The sequence below is a fragment of the Candidatus Hydrogenosomobacter endosymbioticus genome, assembly GCF_021654655.1.
Classification (GTDB): domain Bacteria; phylum Pseudomonadota; class Alphaproteobacteria; order Holosporales; family GW7; genus Hydrogenosomobacter; species Hydrogenosomobacter endosymbioticus.
The window spans coordinates 543,948-566,304 of record NZ_AP025225.1; the positions used below are offsets into that span (position 1 = coordinate 543,948).

The window sequence follows — 22,357 nt, forward strand, 5'->3', positions numbered from 1 at the left end:
TAAGTATCTATATTGCCGTAAATTTTTTATTTACATTCCGATAAAAAAGCGTCATATTACCTTATAGGTTATCCTTTTTTCAACAAAATAATATGTTATTAGCTCTTTTTGCATTTTTGGCAGCATCCTGCGGGATTTCTTGTGACGCCAGAGCAACCGTCGGCGTGGACCGCCAACAAAACTATACGACTGAAAGACTCTTTTCCTTCTCAACGGATAAAGATGGGAAGGGTAAAACTCTCATCAAGAGCGGCTCTATCTCTGTCGCCATTGAGAACAGTGCCGTTAGTCCGGATAAAACTGTTATAGCGGTATCTTTCGATCCAAAATCCCCGACTCCTGCAGACGATCTGGGTTTGAAAATTTGTGGACCAATGATGACTGACATTTTTTCTGCTGAAAAAACACGTCCTTCTCTGAATTTAAGACGAGAACTTTTTTCTAAGATTTTTGAAGATTTTGAGAAAGTTTTTTCTGATGAAAAGTTTTTTTCAGAGCGCGGACGCGACGAGATAAGAAAATTTCCAGCGTCTGTCTCTAATGGACCTTTGAAATATAAAGACTTGTTCTCCGCAGCCAATGAGCTTGTGGAGGCCATAAAATTTGCGTTTCCGAATTCTTCTGAGAGCGAAACATTGTCGTATAAAGTAGAAGTAGACGGTAAATTTTCTCTGACTCCAGGTACTGCAAATTATGATTGCCAGATGGAAAAATACCTAAAGAGCGTGGCGACTGGCGTTCGCGGCTTGAAAAATTCAGAAAAAACCTCTTCGGAATAGTCCGAAAGGTTCTGGAAAATGAGAGCCCCCCTCCTCTGCTTTGCGGATATCATCCGATGCTCAGAGGTTGGGGGGTATGCTTTTGTTGTCGCTCAGAGAGCTACTCTTAGAATCGTTCGTTGCGCAGTGCAGCTTTGAGCTTTTTGCTATTCTGCCATATCGTCTTTGCGAGTATTAGTTGTTTTTGTTGAAGGAAGAGTCGCGTCCATGCGTTTTTCATATGCTGCAGCTTCGTCCATAGCCTCTGCAACCGCAGCGTCTATGTTGCCGGCGTCTAGCTCTATTCCAGCGTCTAGCGATCCTACCTTGCTTTCTCTAGCGCTGTTTGTCGAATCGAAATATTTCTTTTCCCAAGACGGATTTTTATGGGATTTATCTCCGGAAGCACCGCTTACCATCCTAAAAGTAGTAGGAAGAGCCGTAGCTCCTTTCGCGCCAGTCGATGCCGCTCCTCTAATAGCCAACCTTAAAACAGGCTTAACCTTTTTTTTCTTTTTCTCATCATCTTTTTTGTTTAAAGGTTTTTTATTATCTCCATCTGCCTTTTTTTCCCCACCACGCCGAGCTTCCGAAACTCCACCAGAACAGGAGCCTCCGCAACACAAACCGCCAGCAATACAAACAAAAAGCAAGCAGGAAAACTTCTTCATGTCAAAACCCATAACGCGCCTACACGGCATTATATTTTCCTATACATTTAAATTCAACTAACAATCAATCAAGCACGCAATGCGAGAAACACGAGATGACAAGAAACCTTAAGATTTGGCAAACAAAAAGGATATTTTCTCTAGCTTTTTGTCATTTCCCGCCGACAATTCCAAAGCAGTTATTTCTAAATTAGCAACCCACAAAACTCTTGGATTACCGTAGCTTTTCAATACAACCCCATCGTTTAAAAATATTTATAGAACTCATTTTTCTGCGACATATTTGCATATCTTAAAAAAGTGGGATAGATTTTGTGCATCACGAGTCGGAGTGTAGCGCAGCCTGGTAGCGCATCACGCTGGGGGTGTGGTGGTCGTGGGTTCAAATCCCGCCACTCCGACCATTTTTATTTTGCGCAGCTTCCATGACAAACGATCGCACTAACGGAAAAAACTTTGGACCTAGCGACAAAGACTCCGCAACCTCATGCGAAAAGAAAAAAATAATAGCTAGAAAAAAGTCTAAAAACATGACCAAAACAAGCGAACAACAAGAACTGTCGTTCAGCGGAATACTTCCGATGATGGCATTCACCGTAAGCCAACTCTCTGGCCTCATACGACAAAACATAGAGAGCAACTTTTCTCATATAGAAGTACAGGGAGAAATTTCAGGACTTAAAGTTCATTCGTCAGGCCATGCCTATTTCGTGTTAAAAGATAAATCCTCTGCTATCGATTGTGTATGCTGGAAGGGGGCCTTCGCAAAGCTAGCAATAGCAATAGAAGATGGAATGGAAGTTGTCTGCCGAGGATCGGTCACGGTATACTCTGCGCGTTCAAAGTATCAAGTCATAGCACAACATATCTCTCACAGCGGACAGGGAGCGTTATTGAAACTTATCGAAGAGAGGAAAAAAAAGCTGGCATCTGAAGGTCTTTTTTCTAGAGAAAGAAAAAAGGAACTGCCATTTTTGCCAAATATAATAGGAATCATAACCTCTCCGACAGGCGCAGTGATACAGGACATTTTACACAGGCTAAACGACAGGATGCCAACCCATGTAATCCTGTTTCCAGTAAATGTACAAGGATCAACAGCAGCTGAGGAAGTTATCGCAGCTATCAGACATTTTAATAGTGCCACAATTAAATCCGATAAAAAGCCAGACGTCATCATAATAGCCAGAGGAGGAGGGAGCATAGAAGACCTGTGGCCATTCAATGACGAGGAGCTCGTAAGAGAAGTAGCTGCCAGCGTAATTCCAATCATATCAGCTATCGGACATGAGACAGACACAACACTTATAGACTATGCATCAGACATAAGAGCTCCAACACCAACAGCAGCCGCTGAGCTGGCGGTGCCTGTAAGAAAAGAGCTCCTATCTTCCCTTAACACTCAAAAAACGCGTATCAGGTCTTCTTGTATATCCATAATGTCGTCTTCATCGATGAAGGCCTCAACAGCGTTTCAAAAACTTTCAACTCTCAAGAATTTTTGCAACAACAAACGCTCTTCTCTATCGATTCGCATAGAAAAGACAAGCAGATCATTTCTAGCATTTTTCCACAAAAAACATAACCGGCACGAGATAGCCTCGTCAAGAATCAAAAAAGCACCCATAAAGGAAGTTGCCCTTTTATCTCAAAAATCGAATTTAACAAAGGAAAAAGTGATAAAGGCAATATACAGGCTGATGCAAGCAAACACAGAAAAAACAGAGTCCTGCGCAAGACTTTTGCACGCGCTTTCGCATAAGAACACCCTAAACCGCGGATTTTCTCTCATATATGATTCTTCGGGCAACCTACTAAAATCCATAACCCAGGTAGACATTTCCTTTGAGCCAAAACCAATAAATATAAAATTTTTCGATGGATCTGCAAACGGAGTCATCAACTATATAGCACGTGACGAACAGGAAATAATTTAAACCATATATAACGACTTCGACCTGTGAATGTCTTTGACATATCGCTGTTTTTTATTTTCAAATTTGATAAGCTTAAAGGATCGTTAAAGCAGGCCAGCGGCACCGTATACAAAGTGACAAGCCTAGATTTTGTTTTTTCTTTTGCTTTTCTGTCTTCATCTCTTGCTTTTTCTTCTGAGAAAGGATTCTCGGGGCCCTACACCCACAAGGTTACGGATAAAAATGATCACGCAAACGAAGACCTTGATAACACAGAGCGCGACGAAAATATTTATTCTGACCATGCAGAAAAAGAAGAGCCCGTAGACAGCGAGGCTATCCCCATAGACGAAGATATAAAAAATTCGGAAAAAGCAAGGAAAGAGCAAAAAAACCGTCTTTCTAAAGATTATAAAAACCAACACAAAACGGAAAAGAGAGAAATGGAACAAGAAAAATCTCATCTCTCTATTGAGAACCTCATGCAAAAACAGCAGCTCTCCCCAGAACAAGAATCTAAAAAGCTTGGCATCGCGTGCGTTAAGTGCAAAGATATTCTTTCAAGCAGACTTCCGCAATCGAAAGACGGGAAAATGAACATGGTCGCACAAGTATGCTACGCCTTGTGCCTTGCTGAATATATCCTTGAGTTTCATAAAAAAGCCGCAGAGGAATCTGGAAATAAAGAAAAAATCACTCTTCTAGAAGCAAAGTTACGCTCTATCAGGTCGATAAATGAAACTCTTTTAACAGCCATCTCAGTGTCATATCAAGCATTTGGCAATGATGACTTTGTAGAAAAGCTTGATAAAGAATGCCAAAACGACAAAGACGCAATAGATCCTGAAAATATGGAAAGCCCTATTGACAGCAGCAGATAATATTTAAACTCCCGCGCAATTACAAGCATCCATATCCCATTTTTATTCTCATCCACATCCTAGTCACCATTCTTTGAGTCTTAGCATCAAGTTCTTGCTCTTGGTAAAGCCTTTCAACAACTTCATCAGTAGGAAATATTGCCGGATCATTAAAAATTTCTGGACTCACAAACTGGTATGATTCTTCTACCGGATTTGCAGCGCGCACAGTATTGCTTATCTCGGCCATATTATCTGGCCGAAGTATGAAATTTATAAATTCATGCGCTTCCAAAACGTGCGGGCTGTCTTTCGGTATTGCAAGAACATCTATCCACATCGTTCCACCTTCTTTCGGAATAACAAATTTTATGTTTGAAAATTCTCGTCCTATTTCCTTTGCCATGTTGACGTATGTAGACCATCCGTGAAGAAGACACGTATTAGAATCAAGCAAATTTGTGACCTGTTGCGATGAGTCGAACCTGCTGATATATGGCCGTATTTTCATGATAAGCAACGCAGCTTTTTCCCAATCTTTAGGGTCTTTCGTGTATGGGTTTATTCCTAAATACAAAAACGCAGCCTGAAAAACTTCAGACGGAGAGTCCAACAAACTAACTCTACCGGCAGCAAGCAGTTTTATTACATTAGGAGAAAATATCGCGCCCCAACTGTCTATCTTCTCCGTTCCAACCAGGGCTCTAACTGAATCTTTGTTATACCCTATACCAGTCATAGCCCACACAAAAGGAACGCCATACTGATTTTTAGGGTCTGCTTTGGAAAGCCTGTCCATTATTTTCTTACTCAAAAATTTCGCATTCGGGATTTTGCTATAGTCAAGCTTAAGAAACAAAGAGCTCTTCACGCCAAGTGAAAACGACGGCCACGCAGACGGAAACACAACGTCATAACCTGAATTCGATATCAGTTTAGCCTCAAGCGCCTCCGGAGAATCAAACACATCATATAACACCTTTATACCAGTTTCTTCAGTAAATCGTTTGATCACGCTCTGAGGTACATAATCTGCCCAGCAGTATATATATACTTCTCTTGGTCCCCTCGCAGCACACGGTGCAAGCTCTAGAAAAATAGCGCACGAAATACTAAGCAGTAAAAAGCAAAATCTTTTTATAACAAACATACCAACGCGCTCTTTTCGTATAATGTTATACGGATTGTATCAAAAATATGGATGCATCACACGCATATTATAAGCGGCACTGAAGCGCTGGAGAAGCAAATTTCCGATTAAAGTCTCTATAGTCTGGATCAATAAATTTTTATTTACCGACCTTTTGAGCCAGGCTGTTCAAGAGCTTTATCTATTAACTCTATAGTTTCGCTTACACCATAAAACGCTATAAATGACCCCATACGAGGGCCTTCTCTCTGTCCGAGAAGAACTTCATACAAACATGAAAACCACTCTCTAAGATCTTGGAATCCATAACGCTTGCCCATCTCATAAACTTCCTGCTGAATTATTTGCTCTAGGTTTTCAGAAGATTCTAGCGCAGACAGCAGGGTTTCCAAATAGCCGCGCAGGTTTAAAATTGCTTCTCGCTCGGTTTGCGAAGGGGCTCTGTACTGCTTACTTGGCTGTATGAAGTCGTTGTAATATCGCACAGCGAATTCTGTTAACCTATCAAAAAACGGCATCGTTTTCGGAGATGCGTCTTTGCAATATCTTGAAATAAACCTCCACAAAGTGCTTTTGTCTTTTGCGCCACACACACTGGCGAGATTTAAAAGCATCATAAAGCTTACAGGACAATCAGCTTTTGGCGGATTTCCTTTATGAATGTGCCACACAGGATTCCCAAGCTTTTCAGTGTCTCTTTGTTGATCAAATCTTTCCAGTCCGCTTATATACTCATCCACATATCTTGGGATTACATCAAAATATAACCTTTTTGCCCGACGAGGAGCGTGATACATAAAGCAAGAAAGACTTTCATGAGGAGCATATTTCATCCAATCCTCAACACTAAGCCCAACATTTCCTTTGGATTTGGAAACTTTCTTCCCCTCTTTATCTAAAAACAACTCAAACGAGAATCCTTCCGGCGGTCTTCCGCCGAGAACTTTGCATATCTGAGAAGACGCTTTTACAGTCGGGATAAGGTCTTTTCCAGACATCTCATAATCAACTCCAAGAGCAACCCACCTCGAGGCCCAGTCGGCCTTCCACTGCATTTTGCAGCGTCCACCAGTGACTGGAACTTCTGTTAATTCTCCATCTTCATCTTTAAATACTATTGTTCCAGCCTCCACCCTATACTCTTCAATAAAAACTTGTAAGACTTTTCCAGTCTTTGGCGATATCGGAAGAAATGGGCTATATGTTTTTTGGCGTTCTTCGCCCAAAGTAGGAAGCATTATATCTAAAATCTCTTCGTGACTCTCCAGAACCTTAAGCAAAACCCCATCCCACATCCCAGAAAAATAACAGTCTGTAGAGCTCATGAACCTATACTCGAATCCGAATGAGTCTAGAAAAGAGCGAAGCATCGCATTGTTGTGATGTCCGAAGCTCTCAAATTTCCCAAACGGATCTGGTATCTTTGTCAAAGGGTAGTTCAAAAATTTGGCCAGCATATCCTGATTTGGAACGTTACCTGGAACTTTTCTGAGTCCATCCATATCGTCTGAAAAACATATGAGGTCGGTTTTCAGTCCAGTCATCTGCTCAAATGCAAATCGAACCATGGATGTGCGCACGACTTCACCAAAAGTTCCCATATGAGGAAGGCCTGATGGACCATATCCTGTTTCAAACAGAACAGTCCTGTTCTCACCATTAAGCCTATCTACAAGCTTTCTCGCTTCCTCAAATGGCCACGCTCCAGCCTTTTCCATAATTTCACGAGATATAGACACAACAGACATAAAACCCTTCAACAAACCACACCAGCCATAGACTAATGTAGACTAATAGGAAATTTGGCACAATATGTCGTCATTACATCTCGTAAAGAAAGATCCAACCACAGAGTCAACAAAAAATCGCAACACCCTACTCGGAAAAGATTTTACCTTTTTTTCTAGCCCCGCCGTATGTTTCTGGTATAAAAAATGTAAGCACTCCAGCAATAATTATGCAGACAACTACCGTAGACATAGCCCACCTATAGTCTGATATTGAGCGTACCGGCGCTCCATTTGGATCTATAGCGCCAGACCACATAACATCAAGTATTTTCCCTATAAGTGGAGCGTGAAGGGCTCCTCCAGCCATATTTATCATATTCACAATTCCTGTAGCTGTTCCTGAAAGCTTTTTTGGCATAAGCTCAGTTCCAATAGCAAAAATGAGTATTTGTCCAGAACAACAAGCGCCAAATAATGTTACAAGAATGTATGTCGTCATAAGAGAATGCTCAAAAAAGAACAAAGAAGATGCTATTAAAAGCGACGCAACAACAGAGGCCTTCAAGCAAATCACTCTTTTCTTTATTCTGTCCGAAATATACGCAACGGCAGGAGCTCCTATACACGACCCAATAAGAACCAACGATGTAGTCTTCGACGCCTCCTCCATCGCCACTCCATGCAAGGTTTTTACAAACGATGGTCCCCACATGTCAGAAAAAACCGATATCGGAAGATACATAGAATAGCCATAGATCCCAACCATCCATATAGCAGGAGAAGAAAATACGGTCTTAAGTTGTCTCGCGATGCTATGAAAAGATATTTTTCCAGATGGAGCAACAAACCTTCCTTCGGGCGTATCCCTCACAAACCTCCATACAGCGAAAAACAATATTATGAAAACAGCCCCAAGAACAATAAAAGCTGCCCTCCATGACGAAAACAGCCCGACAAACCCCAGCAAAAATACACCTGAAAGAGCCCCGCCAACCTTACCAGACGCAGAAACCATGCTAATAGCAAACGCAAGATGATTTTTGCTAAACCATATCGTGCTGAGCCTAATAGGCGCAAGAAACGACGACGCGGCTCCAGCACCTATTAAAAACCTTCCAAAGCACGCAATAAACACATTATGAGCTACGCCCAGAATAAACACGCCTATCATGCACAAAGATAGCCCTAAAAGCGCTATTTTTTTTGGTCCAAAGTTGTCTATTAATAACCCCATAACAACCTGAAGAGGAGAATATGCCCAGTAATACATAGACGCAAACGCTCCTAACATAGCGGCAGACATATGAAGGTCACGCGCAAAAACATCCCCAAGAACAGCCGGAGAATTTCTAAAAATAAATTGGTATAAATGAAAAGAGGTTGTAATGGCCCATATAAGAAGCGCTGTTTTTGTAGTCGGAGACAAAGTCTTTCCAGAAGAATTCCTTTTTTCTTTCATGCCAATCCTAAAGCGCCTTTCATAGTCTAGAATAGCCTACACTACCAGTGTATAAAAATCGCTACACGCTCTCACAAAAATCTTAGCTTTGCGAGATATGCCCTCCCAATAGAACTACAAGAAGACACAATCCACTTTCAATACAACTTCATGCGATGTAGTATGTTGTCGAAGGAGTGTAGCTCAATTGGTAGAGTTCTGGTCTCCAAAACCAGCGGTTAGGGGTTCGAGCCCCCTCGCTCCTGTATCGAATTTCTCGCACACGCTGTTTTGTAGAGCCTTAGATGGATTTTTTGCGAAACGATTGGAAATGGGTTTTATGCCAAGATTTCGAATAGACATAGAATACGATGGCGCATATTTCAGAGGCTGGCAGAGGCAGGCCGGTGAGCTAACTGTTCAAGAATCGATTGAAACAGCTGTTTTTAATGTATCAAGAGAAATTGTATGTGTACACGGAGCGGGAAGAACAGACAGCGGCGTACACGCTCTTGGACAGGTAGCTCATTTCGATATTTCAAAAGACTTAGACCCAGAAAAGCTTCGACTAGGGCTAAATTTTTACTTGAGAAAAGATGAGAGAGCTTGCGTAATAAATTCTTGTAGACTTACAAACTCATCGTTTCACGCTAGATTCTCTGCAACTAAGAGACGCTATATATACAAAATTTTGCAAAGTTCAAGCGACAGCGTGATACTGAAAAACAGAGCCTGGTGGATTCGAAAACACCTAGACATAGAGGCAATGAGGCGTACGTCAAATATGTTTGAGGGAACGCATGATTTTTCAAGTTTTAGGTGCTCCGAGTGTCAGGCCAAATCTCCTATAAAGACTATACTTTCGTCTTCAGTTTATGAAACTAGGCACGAATTTGATCGCACCATCGTGGAGATACATTTCTGCGCCAGATCATTTTTGCATAAGCAAGTTCGAATGATGGTGGGCACAATAGCAGCCGTGGGAGCAGGTAAAATTCAAGAAGATGAAGTCGCGAAAATGCTTGCTCAAAAGACAAACAACCGGTTTGTCGCTCCTCCTTACGGTCTATACTTGTCAAAAATCGAGTACAATTGAAAAAATCTTTCTATAGTTTCTGGTCCTATTTTTCCGAAACATTAGTTTTTGATTCGTACTCAGTCATAAAACTAAACAACAGCTCTGCAGAACTTTCGCACGCAATAGATTTTGCATTATCAGACATAGCAATAACCTCGTCAAACTCGTATAAACACGTGGTTAAAACTCTTGCCATTTGCGAAGCGCAGTAAGAAATTTGATCATTCTGATTTTCTCGCTCAAGAAGGGCGCGCTGATGAAAATTATTAACCGCATCACACCCAGCACCACTCAAGCGCATTGCTTCATTCCTAACACCAAAATCCGAACCATCTGTATCTTTTTCGCAACACATCCACGCAGCTCCTGCATCCACAATCACCTTTGCATTAAAATACTGGTGATTGTCTGCTGCGAATGGATACGGAACAAAAAACGCAGCCCTACCGGAGGCCATGATCTCAGAAATTGTAGAAGCGCCAGCTCTGGAAAATATTACGTGACTTTTAGCAAACTCGCTTGCCATATCGCGTATAAAGCCTGTAACAAAAAACCCGGCTAGCCCCATTTTTTCGTATATTTCTCTCACTTCTGCTACTTGATCGCAGCGACATTGATGGGTGACGGCAATTCGCCTCCGTTCCGAATTAGACAGCAATAGTAACGCTTCTCGCATAGCATTTTGCCAAAATTTTGCTCCTTGGCTGCCTCCAGTTACCAACACATTTATCACGTCATCTGATAAGCGCTTAACACGAGGAATGCTCCAAAAACATTTTCTCACAGGCGTACCTGTATATACTATTCTGAATTTACATTCTTTATAATGCTCGACTGATTCCCTATACCCAACCGCCAAACTACCACAAATACGTGCTATCGCCCTGTTGGCCCTGCCTATTATAAAATCAGACTGATGGGCTCCGAATTTTATTCCAAAAATCCTTGCGGCTACTATGGGAACAGCAGAAATCTTCCCGCCAAACCCCCATACAACGTCTGGTCTATTAGAAACGGCCATTTTTAATGACTCTTTTAATAATCTGATAACACCAAGAAAACTTGATATATCTCCAACATTTAACACGTCATCATATACATTATCTTCGACAAATCTAACGCCTCTATCATCTGTCATAAGCGTCACTCTGTGTCCACGACATTTTATAAATTCAGCCATAGCCTGCGCTGGAAACATATGACCTCCAGTCCCCCCAGCAACAAGAAGAAATTTCATTTTAACCCTATTTTCCTAAAGCCACTTTGGCCACAGATAACACATAGCCAATTATACATCTTCATAGAGATCCGTAACTAATATAGCTCTCCAGCCCTCATATACAAAACCATTCCGAGCTGCCTATTCCATAGCAGCGCACATTATGGCAAAATTACGCCATCCTGTATTAAGTTTTTGCTCATTGGTTGAGATTATGCTGAATATCCGTAATACGCTGCGTTTTATCGCTCTGGCGGCCGCAGTCACAGCGTGTGAAGCGAAAAAAGAGCTTCAAGGAAATATAGAGCTTAACGAAGCTTCCGCCAAAATCCTCAAAGAGAAAAGCTCAAAAATGAGAAAGCAAGACATATTGGACCTCCTAGGAGAACCGAGCTTAGTCTTTAAATACGAACCGAACACCTGGTACTATATTCATCAAGAGATAGAATCTGAAGCTTTTTATGACTACGAAGTTAAGAAAAACTTAGCTTGTGTCATTTATTTTGAAAACGACGGGAGCGTTAAAAAAATAGAGCTCTCAGACAAATATTCGGATATAGGGATGGAAGGCAAAGAAACTAAACAACCAACCTATCACAGAGACAATTTCATAAAGAGGATGTTCAGGAACGTTGGCAGATTTAAGCCTGTTTTACCGAGATAATTCTGTTTTTTTGTAGCGCACACTATGCTCTCTGTAACCGCACTGTGCGTGAAACTCTAATCATGAGGACTTCGACTATTCTGTTGTTATGCAATAGCCTTTCTTTCTTATAGACCTTATTATCAACGGCTCTTTCGGGCATTTCTCTATTTTCTGGCGTAATCGATTTATCTGCATATCTATGGTGCGCACGTTATATTCTTCATATTGCAAATCGTGAGCTATCTTTTCTCTCGAAACGCTTTTATTCGAATTTCTCAACAGCACCTCTAGTAACTGCTGCTCGGTTGAAGACAATAGAACTGTTTCGCCCTTACCATTTTTTAGCGTTTTATTAGAAAAATCGTAAACAAATTCGCCGAAAGAGAAAGAGTTTTTCTCATTTTTATGGCTAAGGATTCTGTTAAGCCTAAGAACAAGTTCTTGAGGCTCAAAGGGCTTTGTAATATAGTCTTCAGCTCCTAGCTTGAGACCATTTATCCTATCAATTCCCGCGCTCATAGCAGACAAAAATATCACAGGAGGAATTGACTCTATCTTACTGTTGGAAAGCAATTCTGTCCCTCGCTCATTAGGCATCATTATATCTGCAACTATACAGTCTATCTCGAATATAGCCATAGCTTTATATGCAGAAGCAACAGACTCCACACAAGACGCGAAAAACCCATTCCCGTTTAAATACCTCGAAAGAAGAGCTCTAAGCCTAGAGTCATCGTCGACTATTAAAATATGCCAATTCTTATTTTGTATAAACGCATCCAACCGGTCCATCCTCTCTTCCCTCCGCAAGAAACTTATACCTATAAAAAACACACATGGCATGGTGGCGTTGCTATATCTCACATATACAAAGAATTTTTTCAATATCCAAAAACTGTATAAACTATTAAACAGAGCCTATATGAGTCGCATTTATTCCTGTTTTGCGCAATAGTGATAAAATGACTCTGTTATGCTACTGGTAGTGTTTTTATGAAATTCCTTGACAAAGCTAAGATAAACGTAAAAAGCGGCAATGGAGGACACGGGTGCGTGAGCTTTTTAAGCGAAAAAAACATAGAATTCGCGGGACCCGATGGAGGAAATGGTGGAAGAGGAGGTGATGTTGTATTCGAAGCAACAAGCGGAATGAACACTTTAACATTTTTCCGCTATCAACAACACTTTAAGGCAAAACATGGAGAAGATGGCAAAGGGAAAAATAAAGCTGGAAGATCAGCAGAAAATCTTGTAATAAGAGTCCCCATTGGAACGCAAATTTGGGATGAATCTTGCAGCTATATTATACACGACTTTAAATCCGACAAAGAAACCTTCATCATAGCTCGTGGAGGGCGCGGGGGCGTAGGAAACGCAGCCTATAAATCCTCAACAAACAGGGCTCCTCGAGTTAGCGGCCCTCGCGAACCGGGTGAAGAAATGTGGGTATGGCTACACCTAAAACTACTTGCAAATATCGGATTGATAGGACTTCCAAACGCTGGAAAGTCGTCTCTTCTATCTAGGCTTACGAAAGCAGCTCCCAAAATATCAGACCACCCCTTCACAACTTTGTTTCCTCAGCTTGGCGCTTTTTCATATAAAAACGTTGACCTAGTAATAGCGGACCTCCCAGGACTAATAGAGAACGCTCATAAAGGAAAGGGCCTTGGCCACAGATTCCTAGGTCATGCAGAAAGATGCGCCGCCCTTTTACATGTAATAGATGCATCAGCGGACAACCCCATAGAATCATACCTCACTATAAGGCGCGAACTAAGCGAATACCATAAGTGCCTTTTTTCTAAAAAAGAAATGGTAGTGCTGAACAAAACAGATCTTATAGATAGCGCCCAACTAGCAGAATGTATAGCTAGACTTTCCGATGTTAATGAAAACATTAAAATCGTATCAGTATCGTGCTTAACAGAGCTCGGAATGGAAAAGCTACGATCTTCTATATGCGATTTTTATGCAGCATAAAATGCTCTGGTAATACCTGCAGAGCTTGTCGAGCTTGTTGCGTTAAGCCAGGTCTCTATTGACACATAACAGCATAAACTATAGAATTCGCGGGGCGTAATCGTTGTTATACGGAGAGATGGCCGAGCGGTCAATGGCAACAGACTGTAAATCTGTCGACGAATGTCTACGTAGGTTCGAATCCTACTCTCTCCATTTTATAGGAGCACAAAGGGCGCCTGTTTGTACGGGTAAGGCGAGAAGATGAGGCTTCTCGGCTTAATAAAGGAAAAAACTTTCAATTCCATATACGAGCTCTGTTCTGCCGCCCTCCTGCTGATAGGTTTTTGGTATTTCGCGCTGTGCTCGTGGCCATCTGGCTTTTTTAAAATAAGATATGTGCTTTCTGGAATGTTTTGTATGCTCGCGTCAGCGCTGTTGTTTTACAAACAATCTAAGGAAAAAACCGTGGACGAGCGCTTTTCGCTCTTTAAAACATTAAACAGCAGCTCACACAAAAAAGAGAAAAAAATACCAAAACACATCTTTGCATACTCCATGGTGGCTCTAGTATCAATTCCTGCGGCCTTGGTCACAGCATCTATGTTCATCGGATTTGATATTTCTGATGAGGGGTTTAACCTATACCTCCTCATGCATGGAAATTCCGACAAACCTTTGTTTTTAAACACATACTATACCATATTTCATAACATAGGTAACGTGTTTGGACATTCTCTTCTTTTGTATAGGCTTCTATCTATCGTTTTCATACTCACCTCGGCTGTTTGCGTCAGTATTATCAGTTTCAAATATTGGTCTTCTTCCGGTAACTCGACTTACGCGTTGTCATTTATCTCCGCTCCTGTGATTTTTTCGTTTCTATTCCCAGCATTTATACCAAAAATACTGTCATATTACTCATTATCAAGCTCAATGGCATACTTCTGGGCTGCTGGAGCCATATCATATATTTCGCGAACAGAGCGCCCGTCCGCCAAAACTATCCACGCAATACTATCAATGTCTATAAGCATTTTTTTTATGGCTACGGCCCGCCCACCAGCTGCAGCCTGTCTTGTTATAGCAACAGCCATAGTCATTGTTACTAGAAAAAGTAAGAAATTTAGCTCCCGCGCTGTCGACTTTATGACATTTTTACTGGTTCTTACTATTATCTCTGTCTCCCACATATACTCTATCGGAACGAAAAGATTTTTCGAAATAATTACCTTGTACAAAGCAGAATCTTGTTTTGGACACTCGGCGCTCCTATCACTCTATGCTAGGCAAGCTATGTCATTTGTGACAAACAACTTGTACGCAATTGTAGGAACAGCTATATCGTACTTTTTTATTTCATACTATTCCCGAAACAAAAATCAGGAGTTTTTCAGATATGTTTCGTGGTACCCAATTTCAACAGCAACGGCATGTGCGATTATCTTATTTTTAAATAGTTACAATGAAATGAGGAACGTCTGCGCACTCATAGCAGAAATGCTAATGACAATTTTTATTTCATCCTGTGTTTTGTATATTACGCATTCGTTAATTCTCCGAGAAGAATCCAAGAAAATGTTAACATTAACATTAGTTTGTTGGTTCGCGGCCATAGCGTCGTGCGCAGGAACCAATTGGAATATATTTCAACTTTCCGGATCAGGAGCAATAGCTTTGTTCGTTGTTCCAGTTTCCGCCATAATCAATGAAGCCTTTGAAAAGCGAATACTCTCAAGCTTTTTTGTTCTGCTACATACTGTCGCGGCCTCTGTTTGCGTCTCTCTAATAGTGTTTCATGGGCCAATTTTATCCCCATTTCGCTGCGGAAATCTCGAATTGTCCAGGTGGAAAGAGAGCCGAAGCGAATTCCTTCATAAAATTTTGATAGACCCAAAATTGGCCGACTGCATTGATTCTCTCCGCTCAACCCTTAGTAAAATAAGGTTCGACATGGAAAAAGACAAAATCCTTTCGATAAATATTCCGGGCATCATAGCCGCATCCGGAGCACAGGCTTTCGGAATGGTATGGTGTTGCGGATCATACAAGCCATACCTAGACATGGAAAATAGAAATAATACTGAAAAAGTATACACGCTACTAAAAGATGATGTTTTTTATGATGACTTAAAGCAAAATTTTTTCAGCAAGTTAGTAAAACATGAAAATCCTCCTTCTACCATTTGTATAGGAACTTTTTCACACTACCAAGACGCTCACGACAACAATACTGTTAGCTCGCTTACTCTGTCAGGTCCATATATGTTGAGAGATTGATTCATGTGTTCCACATTTTTAATTGCCCCTTTTAGCAATTCATAAGCTCTGCAAACCCGCAATTTACTATAGCTATTTGTATTGCTAACAGAATAGGTCTCGTATAGACTACACGATGGAATACCGCTGGCTGTGGGTTGATTATGGTACTAGTTAAGCCGTTTTTAGTAGCTTTGTGCTTTATCTTTTGTACATATGCTGGGTCGTCATACTCTGATCCAACGAAAAAGGAGCTCGAAGACACTCCAAGTGTAACTGTTTTAGAAATGCATCAGGATACACCAAAAATTGAAACTAAGTTTCCTGGCAACGGATACGACCCGAACTCTCCAAAAGGAGGGGTTCTTAAGTTTGGGCTGGTTAAAACCCCGTTCTGCACCCTAAATCCATTCATTCAAAAAGACTGCGCCCCCGGGATAGGTCCTTATAACTCTCTCGTCTTTGAAGCCCTTATGGAAAGAGACCCGATCGCACCGTTCAAGCTCCACATAAGAATAGCAAAATCCGTAAAGTTGGCTCGAGACCGTTCGTGGATGGAAGTTACGTTAAATGAGGATGCTCGATTCAATGACGGAAGCAGAATAACAGCAAATGACGTGATCGCTACATTTAACACATTAGCCGCAGAAGGAAGCCCCTCACGCCAGGCTTTTTCTAAAAAAATAAAAACTATAAAAGCTATAGATAATAACAAAATATTATTTATTTTTAACAAGACGCCGGATAGCACAGATAAGGATCCAAAATACGATCTGGAAGCCCCTTTGGTTACCGCTATGCTTCCTGTTTTGTCAGAAAAAGATATAAAGTCGTTTTCGTTCTCTGAAAGGGGGATGAGACCATTTCTTGGAAGCGGCCCCTACAAAATCAGCAAAATTGACCCAGGGAAGAGCGTAACTTTCGTAAGAAATAAAAGTTATTGGGGGTGGGGAAAGCTTGAGTGCATAAAAGGAAGGTATAACGCAGACACTATTGTCTTAAAGGTGTTCTATGACCCATCAACATTGTTTTCTGCATTTCTCTCTGGCGACATACACTCATTTCAAGAAGAAACCGCAGCAAAGTGGAATAGTCTACAGAATCACCCATATGTAAAACAGGGGAAAATAGTCCTAAGGCAAGTTAATAGAAACGATACTGTTGGAATGACCGGATTTGCCATGAATACAGGAGTAAAACCGTTTAACGACATAAGATTTAGGCGTGCAATAGCTGGTTTTTTCGATGTGTCAAAGTTAATAAATTTGTTAGGCGGAGACCATAAACCTATAACTAGTTTTTTCCACGGAACAGAGTTTGCTGCAAAGACAGAGCCAGACACACGCGAAACAGAAGTATTGAAGAAACTAAGCTGCAAAAATGCTTCTGAGTATGAACTACTTTCTCGAGGAAACAAAGTAGAAACTAAGCCAGGAGATAAAATAGGCGCCTTAAAACAACTAAAAGAGTGTGGTTATGAACTGAACGATAACAAGCTCATCGACTCTAAAACAAAAAAGCCGCTTTCTATAGAAATTCTTATAAATAGCCATGATCAAGAAAAAATAGCGCTCTGCTTTGCGAACCAGATGAAACAAATAGGAGTAGATGTCTTTATAAGGCTTGTCGACGGAGCTCAGTATACTAAAAGGATCGGAATGCACGATTTTCAGATGATACTGTGGCATTGGGGACATAGCCTATCTCCTGGGATTGAACAGCGTTTGTATTGGGGGTCGATGTTTGCTGATAAAGTTGGAAGAAACTATTCGGCCATACGATCTCTTGATATAGACAGGGTGTGCGACATGATAGTAAGCGCAAAAACTAGGTCTGAGTTAGTTTCTTTGCTTAGAGTGTTAGATAGGCTTCTCAGCAAAGGGTGCTATATCATACCGCTTAGCTATGACACTGTGAACAGGTATGCTTACTGGAGCCATGTTGGGGTTCCTCACCTTATAGACGAGGGCAGGGAAGTCGCCGATGTATCTGGATTTTGGGTCAAAAATCCACAAAAGCAAAACCAAAAATGAGACAGTTTCGCGGAGCTGCTTTATAGTTTACTTTCTTTCTTTGCTATAAAGAAGGACGGCAGACCTGCGAGCTCTTTTGTAGCTGAAAAAGTTACATATAATGGTTTCTTTTGTAACAGCCGTCGAAGTCCAAATTCGCGTGTAATGCGGCAAGAAGAGACCGTAAAAAGTCCACAAGGTCAATAGAAACGACCAGGAAGGCTCCAGAAACGAAAAAAGGCTCCTTCAAACACAGCCTCCCCCGGCTATGCGTCGTGGTGCCCAACGCGCAACACCGGAGCGCACATACACAACTCTCCCCACATAGAAGATCTCTATCCCTCACTCAATACCAGAGCCACAAAACACCACCGCCAGCGCGAATGCTTCATAAATCGCTTCTTATTTAATTCTTGTCCCCGGACCAGAAGCTACTTTGCTTCTCGGCCAGAAGAAGTCTTGTTTTCCCGATCGCGTCTCGTCGAAGATAAAGACATTGTCTTACCGAGAATACGCATCTCGCCAACTATTATTTCATTTGTAGACCTACTTGCCTCCCTTATAGATTTAAGAATTTCGTGACACACAACACCCAAATTTCCAAGATGCTCCTTAACAAACACTTGCTCGCTCAAAGACGTCTCTCCAAGCCTATCGCCTATAGCTTCAAAAATCTGTCGATTTTTAGCCTGCTCTTCAACTATCCTGTTCAACAGCATATGCTGCCCTTTCATTAAATCCGATAAAAGAGCTATTTTTTCAGAAAGCTTAATAAAGGCCATATACGAAGCATTTTGCTGCTGCGCACACTTTTCATGCAGCGCTGCAAGTTTAGCGTTTTCTTCAACCAGCTTAGCCATTTGCGACTCAATCACAGCAGAAGCCGCAGCTCCACCAATAACATCCGGCACTTCAATTGCAAATTTCGTATCACACAAGATCCACTCTTCAGCATTTCTCAGAAAATTACTCCCAGCTCTCGCAACAAGCAGATCTGCAAAGCTAACTATAACAGACCCGCATACTCCAAGAAGCGACGAGCTAAACGCAATCCCCATACCGCTTAAAGGACTGCTCAGCTGCTTCTTCAAAGTAACGAAAAAATCCTCCATGCCTGATTCCGTTGGAAGAGAAGAAATGGCGCCAGATATCATAAACACCGTCCTAGATAATCCCCAAAACGTACCGATAAGGCCAAGAAAAACCATAACCCCAGCCATATATCGACACATAGACCTGTCAGAATATATCCTCGCACCGAGCCTATTAATAGCGCTATCAGCATCGCTTCTTGCGATACGATGAAGAGCTTTCATCGAAAAAATCTCGTACAATAAAGCTGTTTTCTTCGGCTCATTTCCTATATCACCGCAAAAATATCTGTCTTCTAATGAAAATCTAAACAGCTGCGTAAACGCCGAAATAACCCCAATTGCAAACGTAAACAAAATAAAACTGTTCAAATACTTATTCGCCAGGAAAATTTCTACAAACGTGCTCGAAAGAGCTCCGGCCACACCTAAGACAAAACAAAAAAACGCCACCATCTGCCATAAAAACCTACTTGTTCTATACATCGCACGCTCCTTCAGCAGCAACTATTTTCAATCATCACAACGAGATATTAAACAGAAAACAGGCCCTCATGTCAAAAGGTCATACATATATCCAATAGCTTCGGCATAAACATACGCACAACCATATGCAACGCCCAATCAACGCCCGTCTCCATATGCTCTCATCATAACCCATTGCTGTAAAACAGTAAGAAAATTACTCGCTGTCCAATATATGACAAGGCCCACGGGAAACTGGGCAAGCATATACGTAAAAATGCAAGGCATTACATACAAAAACATAACCTTCTGGGCAGGGTCGCTTGCAGCGGATGGGTTAAGCACCTGTTGAGCTATCATACTGATACCCATCACCAAAGGCCATGCTCCTATCTGCAAAAAATCTGGAGCGCCCCACGGGACAAGCCCAAATAATGTGAACACGTTTGTCGGGTCAGGAGCAGATAAATCTTTTACCCACCATAAAAACGGTGCATGCCTCATTTCTATAGATACAAACAAAACTTTATACAAAGCGAAAAACACTGGTATTTGCACAAGCATCGGAAGACATCCTGATGCAGGGCTAACCTTTTCTCTCTTGTACAGCTCCATCATTTCCTGATTTATCTTTGCTTTATTAGACCCATTCCGCTTCTTTATCTCTTCTATCTTTGGACTTATCCGCTTTAAAGCAGTCATAGATTTATAAGACTTAAGAGATAGCGGGAAAAACAGGAGTTTTATCATTATAGTCATCAAAACTATAGCCACTCCAAAACTGCCACAGAAATTTTTCATCCATGACAAAAAATAAAACAATGGCTTCGTCATGAAATAGAACCACCCAAAATCGACAGCAAGGTCAAAGTGGGTAATGCCAAGCTTTTCCTCGTATCTGTCCAAAAGCGCTAGCTGCTTCGCTCCTGCAAACACATATACGGTCCCGCTCAGAACCTTAGCACCAACGCCGTTATTTCCTGCATGAAACATTTTACCATTTTCGCCCATACCTCCTTGCAACTCAGAAAGCCTCACAGAAGAACATGCATGAAATACATCCGACGAGCCTCCATCTTGGCTTTTTGAGACATTTATATCAGCAATTCCACCGACTTTATGACTTATAAACTTGCCAACCGCATCTTGCCTATGCGCAGGAGCCAGAGAAACAAGCCAATATTTATCGGTAATTCCTATCCACCCAGACCATTGATCGGAATACCGAGAAATATTGCGCAATGCCGACGCTTCGCCGCCCTTAACAACGTCATCATACGAAATCTCTCTGAGCTTTCCGTCAAATACTCCTATTAACCCCTCATGCAAAACAAACACACCGGCAGTTATAGGTTTTCCCATACGAACTATCCTGCTTTCAACGTCTATCTTCGCTCCACTTGGAGCCCCAATAACTTCATGCCGCACTGTAAACATGTAACCGTCATCAACAGATACAATCTGCCTAAACTCGACTCCATCTGGATTTTTCCAACTAAAAGTTGCGGGCTCCTTTTCACATACGCTGTCTACGCTGGACGCCCACACAGATCTTTCGTCTGGAACAATCACTCCAGAGCCGCCGTCGCTCCAAATGAATTCCACAAAGTAGGGGAACGCGCTTTTTTCTGGAGATAGCAACTCAACATTTTTAGAGCTATTGTTTGTCTCTTGACAATATTCTCTAAGTACTAAATCGTCTATACGAAGTCCTGTCAAGTTAATGGATCCAAACAAAGACTTACTTTTTATACTAACCCTCTCAGACGAGCGCACGACCAATTCCCTGTCTGCAGACTTGTTTATAGGGCCCGTAGAGTCATTTTTAGAGACGCCACAAGAAGTGGACGCGACCTCTTTTCTCCCCGAAGACTTATCTGGCAAACTGCACGAACCACCGCCAGAAGAGCAAGTACTAATCTTTGTCTCTGCCTCCATCAGCCCAGATTTCTTATAGAAAAAATCAAAGCCTGCCATAATAGCAACAGACAAAACAGACGCTATTATTATGTTTTTATATTCTCTCATCACTTAACCTCGAGAAGCCGAGCATCTAATAATAATTTCTTCTCTTTCGTATCTGGAACCGGATCATAACCAAAACCTGAAAACGGATTGCACCTAAGTATGCGCCATGCACACATAAAACCACCCTTAAACAAACCATGCCTTTCCATAGCCTGATGAGCATACGACGAACATGTAGGCGTAAACCTGCAGTTACCTGATATAACAGGCACAAAAAGTAGCCGGAACACCACAAGGCAAAACTTTACCATCCTAGCTTCTATAAAGCCAACAGCAGAAGACCACCTTAATTTGCCGCCACACCCTACCATCCCGCCATCTCCTATCGATCCGCTCAGGTCACCACAAGACTCCAGCGATCTATCTTTTCCACAAGACTCTGCCTCAATTCCACATGAACAAACTATTTCCGCGAAAGGCTTATCCAACACAACCTCATAAAAACCAAACCACTCCAACGCGTAAGACGAATCAACAAACCCCGCCACGTATAGACAGCAGTTTTTTATACACATTTTCGACTATAGCATCAAATGGCACAGAAGAAAAAGTAGCGCTTTTCACTATTACTACACACCTGAACCCTGACTTCAGCCCAGACCTAGAGAACTCGCTGAAAATAGCCCTTAACCTTCTTTTAATGCGGTTTCTAACAACAGCACTACCCACTCTCTTGCTTACAACAGAGCCCCAACGCAAACACGACTCCCCACCAACGGCTGCATCAGCCGTCTGAACAACGCACATCAAGCTTCCACCATAAAAAAATTTACAAGACGAAGACCCGCTCTTCAATGCAAGGAATTCTCTCCTGCTTTTCATGGTAGAAACCTTCATGAAATCCTCAAGCAGACAAAACCTTTCTACCTTTCTGCCTGCGCCGAGAAATCACTTTTCTTCCACCGACAGTCAACATACGCGCCCTAAAGCCGAAGCGGCGCTTGCGCACTAGATTGCTTGGCTGATACGTTCTCTTCATTAGAAAATCTCCTCTAACTTCACAGCGGCCGACAACTTAGGAACCGCATACTGCCACACACTCCACCGAACAATGCCCAGGTCAGCCGCTATGAA

The 22,357-nt window shown here is 41.8% G+C and carries 19 protein-coding genes and 3 tRNA genes; 11 read left to right on the forward strand and 11 right to left on the reverse strand.

What is annotated here, in order from left to right; all coding sequences use genetic code 11:
• Window positions 1–92: 92 nt before the first annotated feature.
• On the forward strand, window positions 93–779 hold the full coding sequence (locus HYD_RS02520; protein WP_236864631.1) for a hypothetical protein: 687 nt from the start codon (window positions 93–95) through the stop codon (window positions 777–779).
• Window positions 780–925: 146 nt separating this feature from the next.
• On the opposite strand, the gene HYD_RS02525 is transcribed toward HYD_RS02520, so the two are convergent.
• On the reverse strand, window positions 926–1,459 hold the full coding sequence (locus HYD_RS02525) for a hypothetical protein (RefSeq protein ID WP_236864633.1): 534 nt from the start codon (window positions 1,457–1,459) through the stop codon (window positions 926–928).
• Window positions 1,460–1,756: 297 nt separating this feature from the next.
• Here HYD_RS02525 and HYD_RS02530 point away from each other — a divergent pair.
• The 3 genes from HYD_RS02530 (at window position 1,757) to HYD_RS02540 (ending at window position 4,226) form a co-directional block, all read left to right on the forward strand.
• Window positions 1,757–1,833, forward strand: a tRNA-Pro gene (locus HYD_RS02530).
• A gap of 21 nt (window positions 1,834–1,854) precedes the next feature.
• Window positions 1,855–3,366, forward strand: a complete 1,512-nt coding sequence (xseA, locus tag HYD_RS02535) for an exodeoxyribonuclease VII large subunit (protein ID WP_236864635.1) — start codon at window positions 1,855–1,857, stop codon at window positions 3,364–3,366.
• 23 nt (window positions 3,367–3,389) lie between these two features.
• Entirely contained in the window at window positions 3,390–4,226 is an 837-nt protein-coding gene (locus HYD_RS02540; protein ID WP_236864637.1) for a hypothetical protein, read from the forward strand.
• Between the two features lie 19 nt (window positions 4,227–4,245).
• Here HYD_RS02540 and HYD_RS02545 read toward each other — a convergent pair whose 3' ends face one another.
• From HYD_RS02545 to HYD_RS02555, 3 genes are all read right to left on the reverse strand, one after another.
• Window positions 4,246–5,355 (reverse strand): extracellular solute-binding protein, encoded by a 1,110-nt coding sequence (locus HYD_RS02545; protein WP_236864639.1) that lies wholly within the window; start codon window positions 5,353–5,355, stop codon window positions 4,246–4,248.
• Between the two features lie 143 nt (window positions 5,356–5,498).
• Entirely contained in the window at window positions 5,499–7,103 is a 1,605-nt protein-coding gene (locus HYD_RS02550; protein ID WP_236864641.1) for a lysine--tRNA ligase, read from the reverse strand.
• A 127-nt stretch (window positions 7,104–7,230) separates the two neighbouring features.
• Window positions 7,231–8,544 carry an MFS transporter gene (locus HYD_RS02555; protein WP_236864643.1) on the reverse strand — a complete coding sequence of 438 codons (1,314 nt, stop codon included), beginning with the start codon at window positions 8,542–8,544 and terminating at the stop codon, window positions 7,231–7,233.
• Between the two features lie 172 nt (window positions 8,545–8,716).
• Between HYD_RS02555 and HYD_RS02560 the strand changes: the two genes are divergently transcribed.
• A tRNA-Trp gene (locus tag HYD_RS02560) sits at window positions 8,717–8,789 on the forward strand.
• Window positions 8,790–8,863: 74 nt separating this feature from the next.
• Window positions 8,864–9,619 carry a tRNA pseudouridine(38-40) synthase TruA gene (gene truA, locus HYD_RS02565; RefSeq protein ID WP_236864645.1) on the forward strand — a complete coding sequence of 252 codons (756 nt, stop codon included), beginning with the start codon at window positions 8,864–8,866 and terminating at the stop codon, window positions 9,617–9,619.
• Window positions 9,620–9,644: 25 nt separating this feature from the next.
• Here truA and HYD_RS02570 read toward each other — a convergent pair whose 3' ends face one another.
• The gene (locus tag HYD_RS02570; protein ID WP_236864646.1) at window positions 9,645–10,838 is read right to left on the reverse strand and encodes a UDP-N-acetylglucosamine--N-acetylmuramyl-(pentapeptide) pyrophosphoryl-undecaprenol N-acetylglucosamine transferase; all 1,194 of its coding nucleotides are present in this window, start codon (window positions 10,836–10,838) and stop codon (window positions 9,645–9,647) included.
• 145 nt (window positions 10,839–10,983) lie between these two features.
• On the opposite strand from HYD_RS02570, the gene bamE reads away from it, so the two are divergent.
• Window positions 10,984–11,484, forward strand: a complete 501-nt coding sequence (bamE, locus tag HYD_RS02575; RefSeq protein WP_236864649.1) for an outer membrane protein assembly factor BamE domain-containing protein — start codon at window positions 10,984–10,986, stop codon at window positions 11,482–11,484.
• Between the two features lie 75 nt (window positions 11,485–11,559).
• Here bamE and HYD_RS02580 read toward each other — a convergent pair whose 3' ends face one another.
• Entirely contained in the window at window positions 11,560–12,309 is a 750-nt protein-coding gene (locus tag HYD_RS02580) for a response regulator transcription factor (protein ID WP_236864651.1), read from the reverse strand.
• 150 nt (window positions 12,310–12,459) lie between these two features.
• On the opposite strand from HYD_RS02580, the gene cgtA reads away from it, so the two are divergent.
• From cgtA to HYD_RS02600, 4 genes are all read left to right on the forward strand, one after another.
• The gene (cgtA, locus tag HYD_RS02585; protein WP_236864653.1) at window positions 12,460–13,449 is read left to right on the forward strand and encodes an Obg family GTPase CgtA; all 990 of its coding nucleotides are present in this window, start codon (window positions 12,460–12,462) and stop codon (window positions 13,447–13,449) included.
• 112 nt (window positions 13,450–13,561) lie between these two features.
• Window positions 13,562–13,644 (forward strand) — tRNA-Tyr (locus HYD_RS02590).
• Between the two features lie 48 nt (window positions 13,645–13,692).
• The gene (locus tag HYD_RS02595) at window positions 13,693–15,708 is read left to right on the forward strand and encodes a hypothetical protein (protein ID WP_236864655.1); all 2,016 of its coding nucleotides are present in this window, start codon (window positions 13,693–13,695) and stop codon (window positions 15,706–15,708) included.
• A gap of 143 nt (window positions 15,709–15,851) precedes the next feature.
• On the forward strand, window positions 15,852–17,720 hold the full coding sequence (locus HYD_RS02600) for an extracellular solute-binding protein (protein WP_236864657.1): 1,869 nt from the start codon (window positions 15,852–15,854) through the stop codon (window positions 17,718–17,720).
• Between the two features lie 410 nt (window positions 17,721–18,130).
• On the opposite strand, the gene HYD_RS02605 is transcribed toward HYD_RS02600, so the two are convergent.
• From HYD_RS02605 to rpmH, 5 genes are all read right to left on the reverse strand, one after another.
• The gene (locus HYD_RS02605) at window positions 18,131–19,276 is read right to left on the reverse strand and encodes a hypothetical protein (protein ID WP_236864658.1); all 1,146 of its coding nucleotides are present in this window, start codon (window positions 19,274–19,276) and stop codon (window positions 18,131–18,133) included.
• 138 nt (window positions 19,277–19,414) lie between these two features.
• Window positions 19,415–21,283, reverse strand: a complete 1,869-nt coding sequence (gene yidC, locus HYD_RS02610; protein WP_236864660.1) for a membrane protein insertase YidC — start codon at window positions 21,281–21,283, stop codon at window positions 19,415–19,417.
• Window positions 21,283–21,771 (reverse strand): membrane protein insertion efficiency factor YidD, encoded by a 489-nt coding sequence (yidD, locus tag HYD_RS02615; RefSeq protein ID WP_236864662.1) that lies wholly within the window; start codon window positions 21,769–21,771, stop codon window positions 21,283–21,285. Before yidD ends, yidC begins: the two co-directional genes overlap by 1 nt.
• Complete coding sequence (gene rnpA / locus HYD_RS02620; protein ID WP_336511896.1) at window positions 21,755–22,120, reverse strand: ribonuclease P protein component; 366 nt, start codon at window positions 22,118–22,120, stop codon at window positions 21,755–21,757. Before rnpA ends, yidD begins: the two co-directional genes overlap by 17 nt.
• Before the next feature lie 7 nt (window positions 22,121–22,127).
• Window positions 22,128–22,262, reverse strand: coding sequence for a 50S ribosomal protein L34 (rpmH, locus tag HYD_RS02625; protein ID WP_236864664.1), 135 nt, complete (start codon window positions 22,260–22,262; stop codon window positions 22,128–22,130).
• Window positions 22,263–22,357 lie beyond the last annotated feature (95 nt).

Excerpts from the sequence above, each read along its gene's own strand:
- HYD_RS02520 (WP_236864631.1), top strand. The coding sequence starts at position 93 with ATGTTATTAGCTCTTTTTGCATTTTTGGCAGCATCCTGCGGGATTTCT.
- HYD_RS02525 (WP_236864633.1), bottom strand. The coding sequence starts at position 1,459 with ATGCCGTGTAGGCGCGTTATGGGTTTTGACATGAAGAAGTTTTCCTGC.
- xseA (WP_236864635.1), top strand. The coding sequence starts at position 1,855 with ATGACAAACGATCGCACTAACGGAAAAAACTTTGGACCTAGCGACAAA.
- HYD_RS02545 (WP_236864639.1), bottom strand. The coding sequence starts at position 5,355 with ATGTTTGTTATAAAAAGATTTTGCTTTTTACTGCTTAGTATTTCGTGC.
- HYD_RS02550 (WP_236864641.1), bottom strand. The coding sequence starts at position 7,103 with ATGTCTGTTGTGTCTATATCTCGTGAAATTATGGAAAAGGCTGGAGCG.
- HYD_RS02555 (WP_236864643.1), bottom strand. The coding sequence starts at position 8,544 with ATGAAAGAAAAAAGGAATTCTTCTGGAAAGACTTTGTCTCCGACTACA.
- truA (WP_236864645.1), top strand. The coding sequence starts at position 8,864 with ATGCCAAGATTTCGAATAGACATAGAATACGATGGCGCATATTTCAGA.
- HYD_RS02570 (WP_236864646.1), bottom strand. The coding sequence starts at position 10,838 with ATGAAATTTCTTCTTGTTGCTGGGGGGACTGGAGGTCATATGTTTCCA.
- bamE (WP_236864649.1), top strand. The coding sequence starts at position 10,984 with ATGGCAAAATTACGCCATCCTGTATTAAGTTTTTGCTCATTGGTTGAG.
- HYD_RS02580 (WP_236864651.1), bottom strand. The coding sequence starts at position 12,309 with ATGCCATGTGTGTTTTTTATAGGTATAAGTTTCTTGCGGAGGGAAGAG.
- cgtA (WP_236864653.1), top strand. The coding sequence starts at position 12,460 with ATGAAATTCCTTGACAAAGCTAAGATAAACGTAAAAAGCGGCAATGGA.
- HYD_RS02595 (WP_236864655.1), top strand. The coding sequence starts at position 13,693 with ATGAGGCTTCTCGGCTTAATAAAGGAAAAAACTTTCAATTCCATATAC.
- HYD_RS02600 (WP_236864657.1), top strand. The coding sequence starts at position 15,852 with ATGGTACTAGTTAAGCCGTTTTTAGTAGCTTTGTGCTTTATCTTTTGT.
- HYD_RS02605 (WP_236864658.1), bottom strand. The coding sequence starts at position 19,276 with ATGTATAGAACAAGTAGGTTTTTATGGCAGATGGTGGCGTTTTTTTGT.
- yidC (WP_236864660.1), bottom strand. The coding sequence starts at position 21,283 with ATGAGAGAATATAAAAACATAATAATAGCGTCTGTTTTGTCTGTTGCT.
- rnpA (WP_336511896.1), bottom strand. The coding sequence starts at position 22,120 with ATGAAGGTTTCTACCATGAAAAGCAGGAGAGAATTCCTTGCATTGAAG.
- rpmH (WP_236864664.1), bottom strand. The coding sequence starts at position 22,262 with ATGAAGAGAACGTATCAGCCAAGCAATCTAGTGCGCAAGCGCCGCTTC.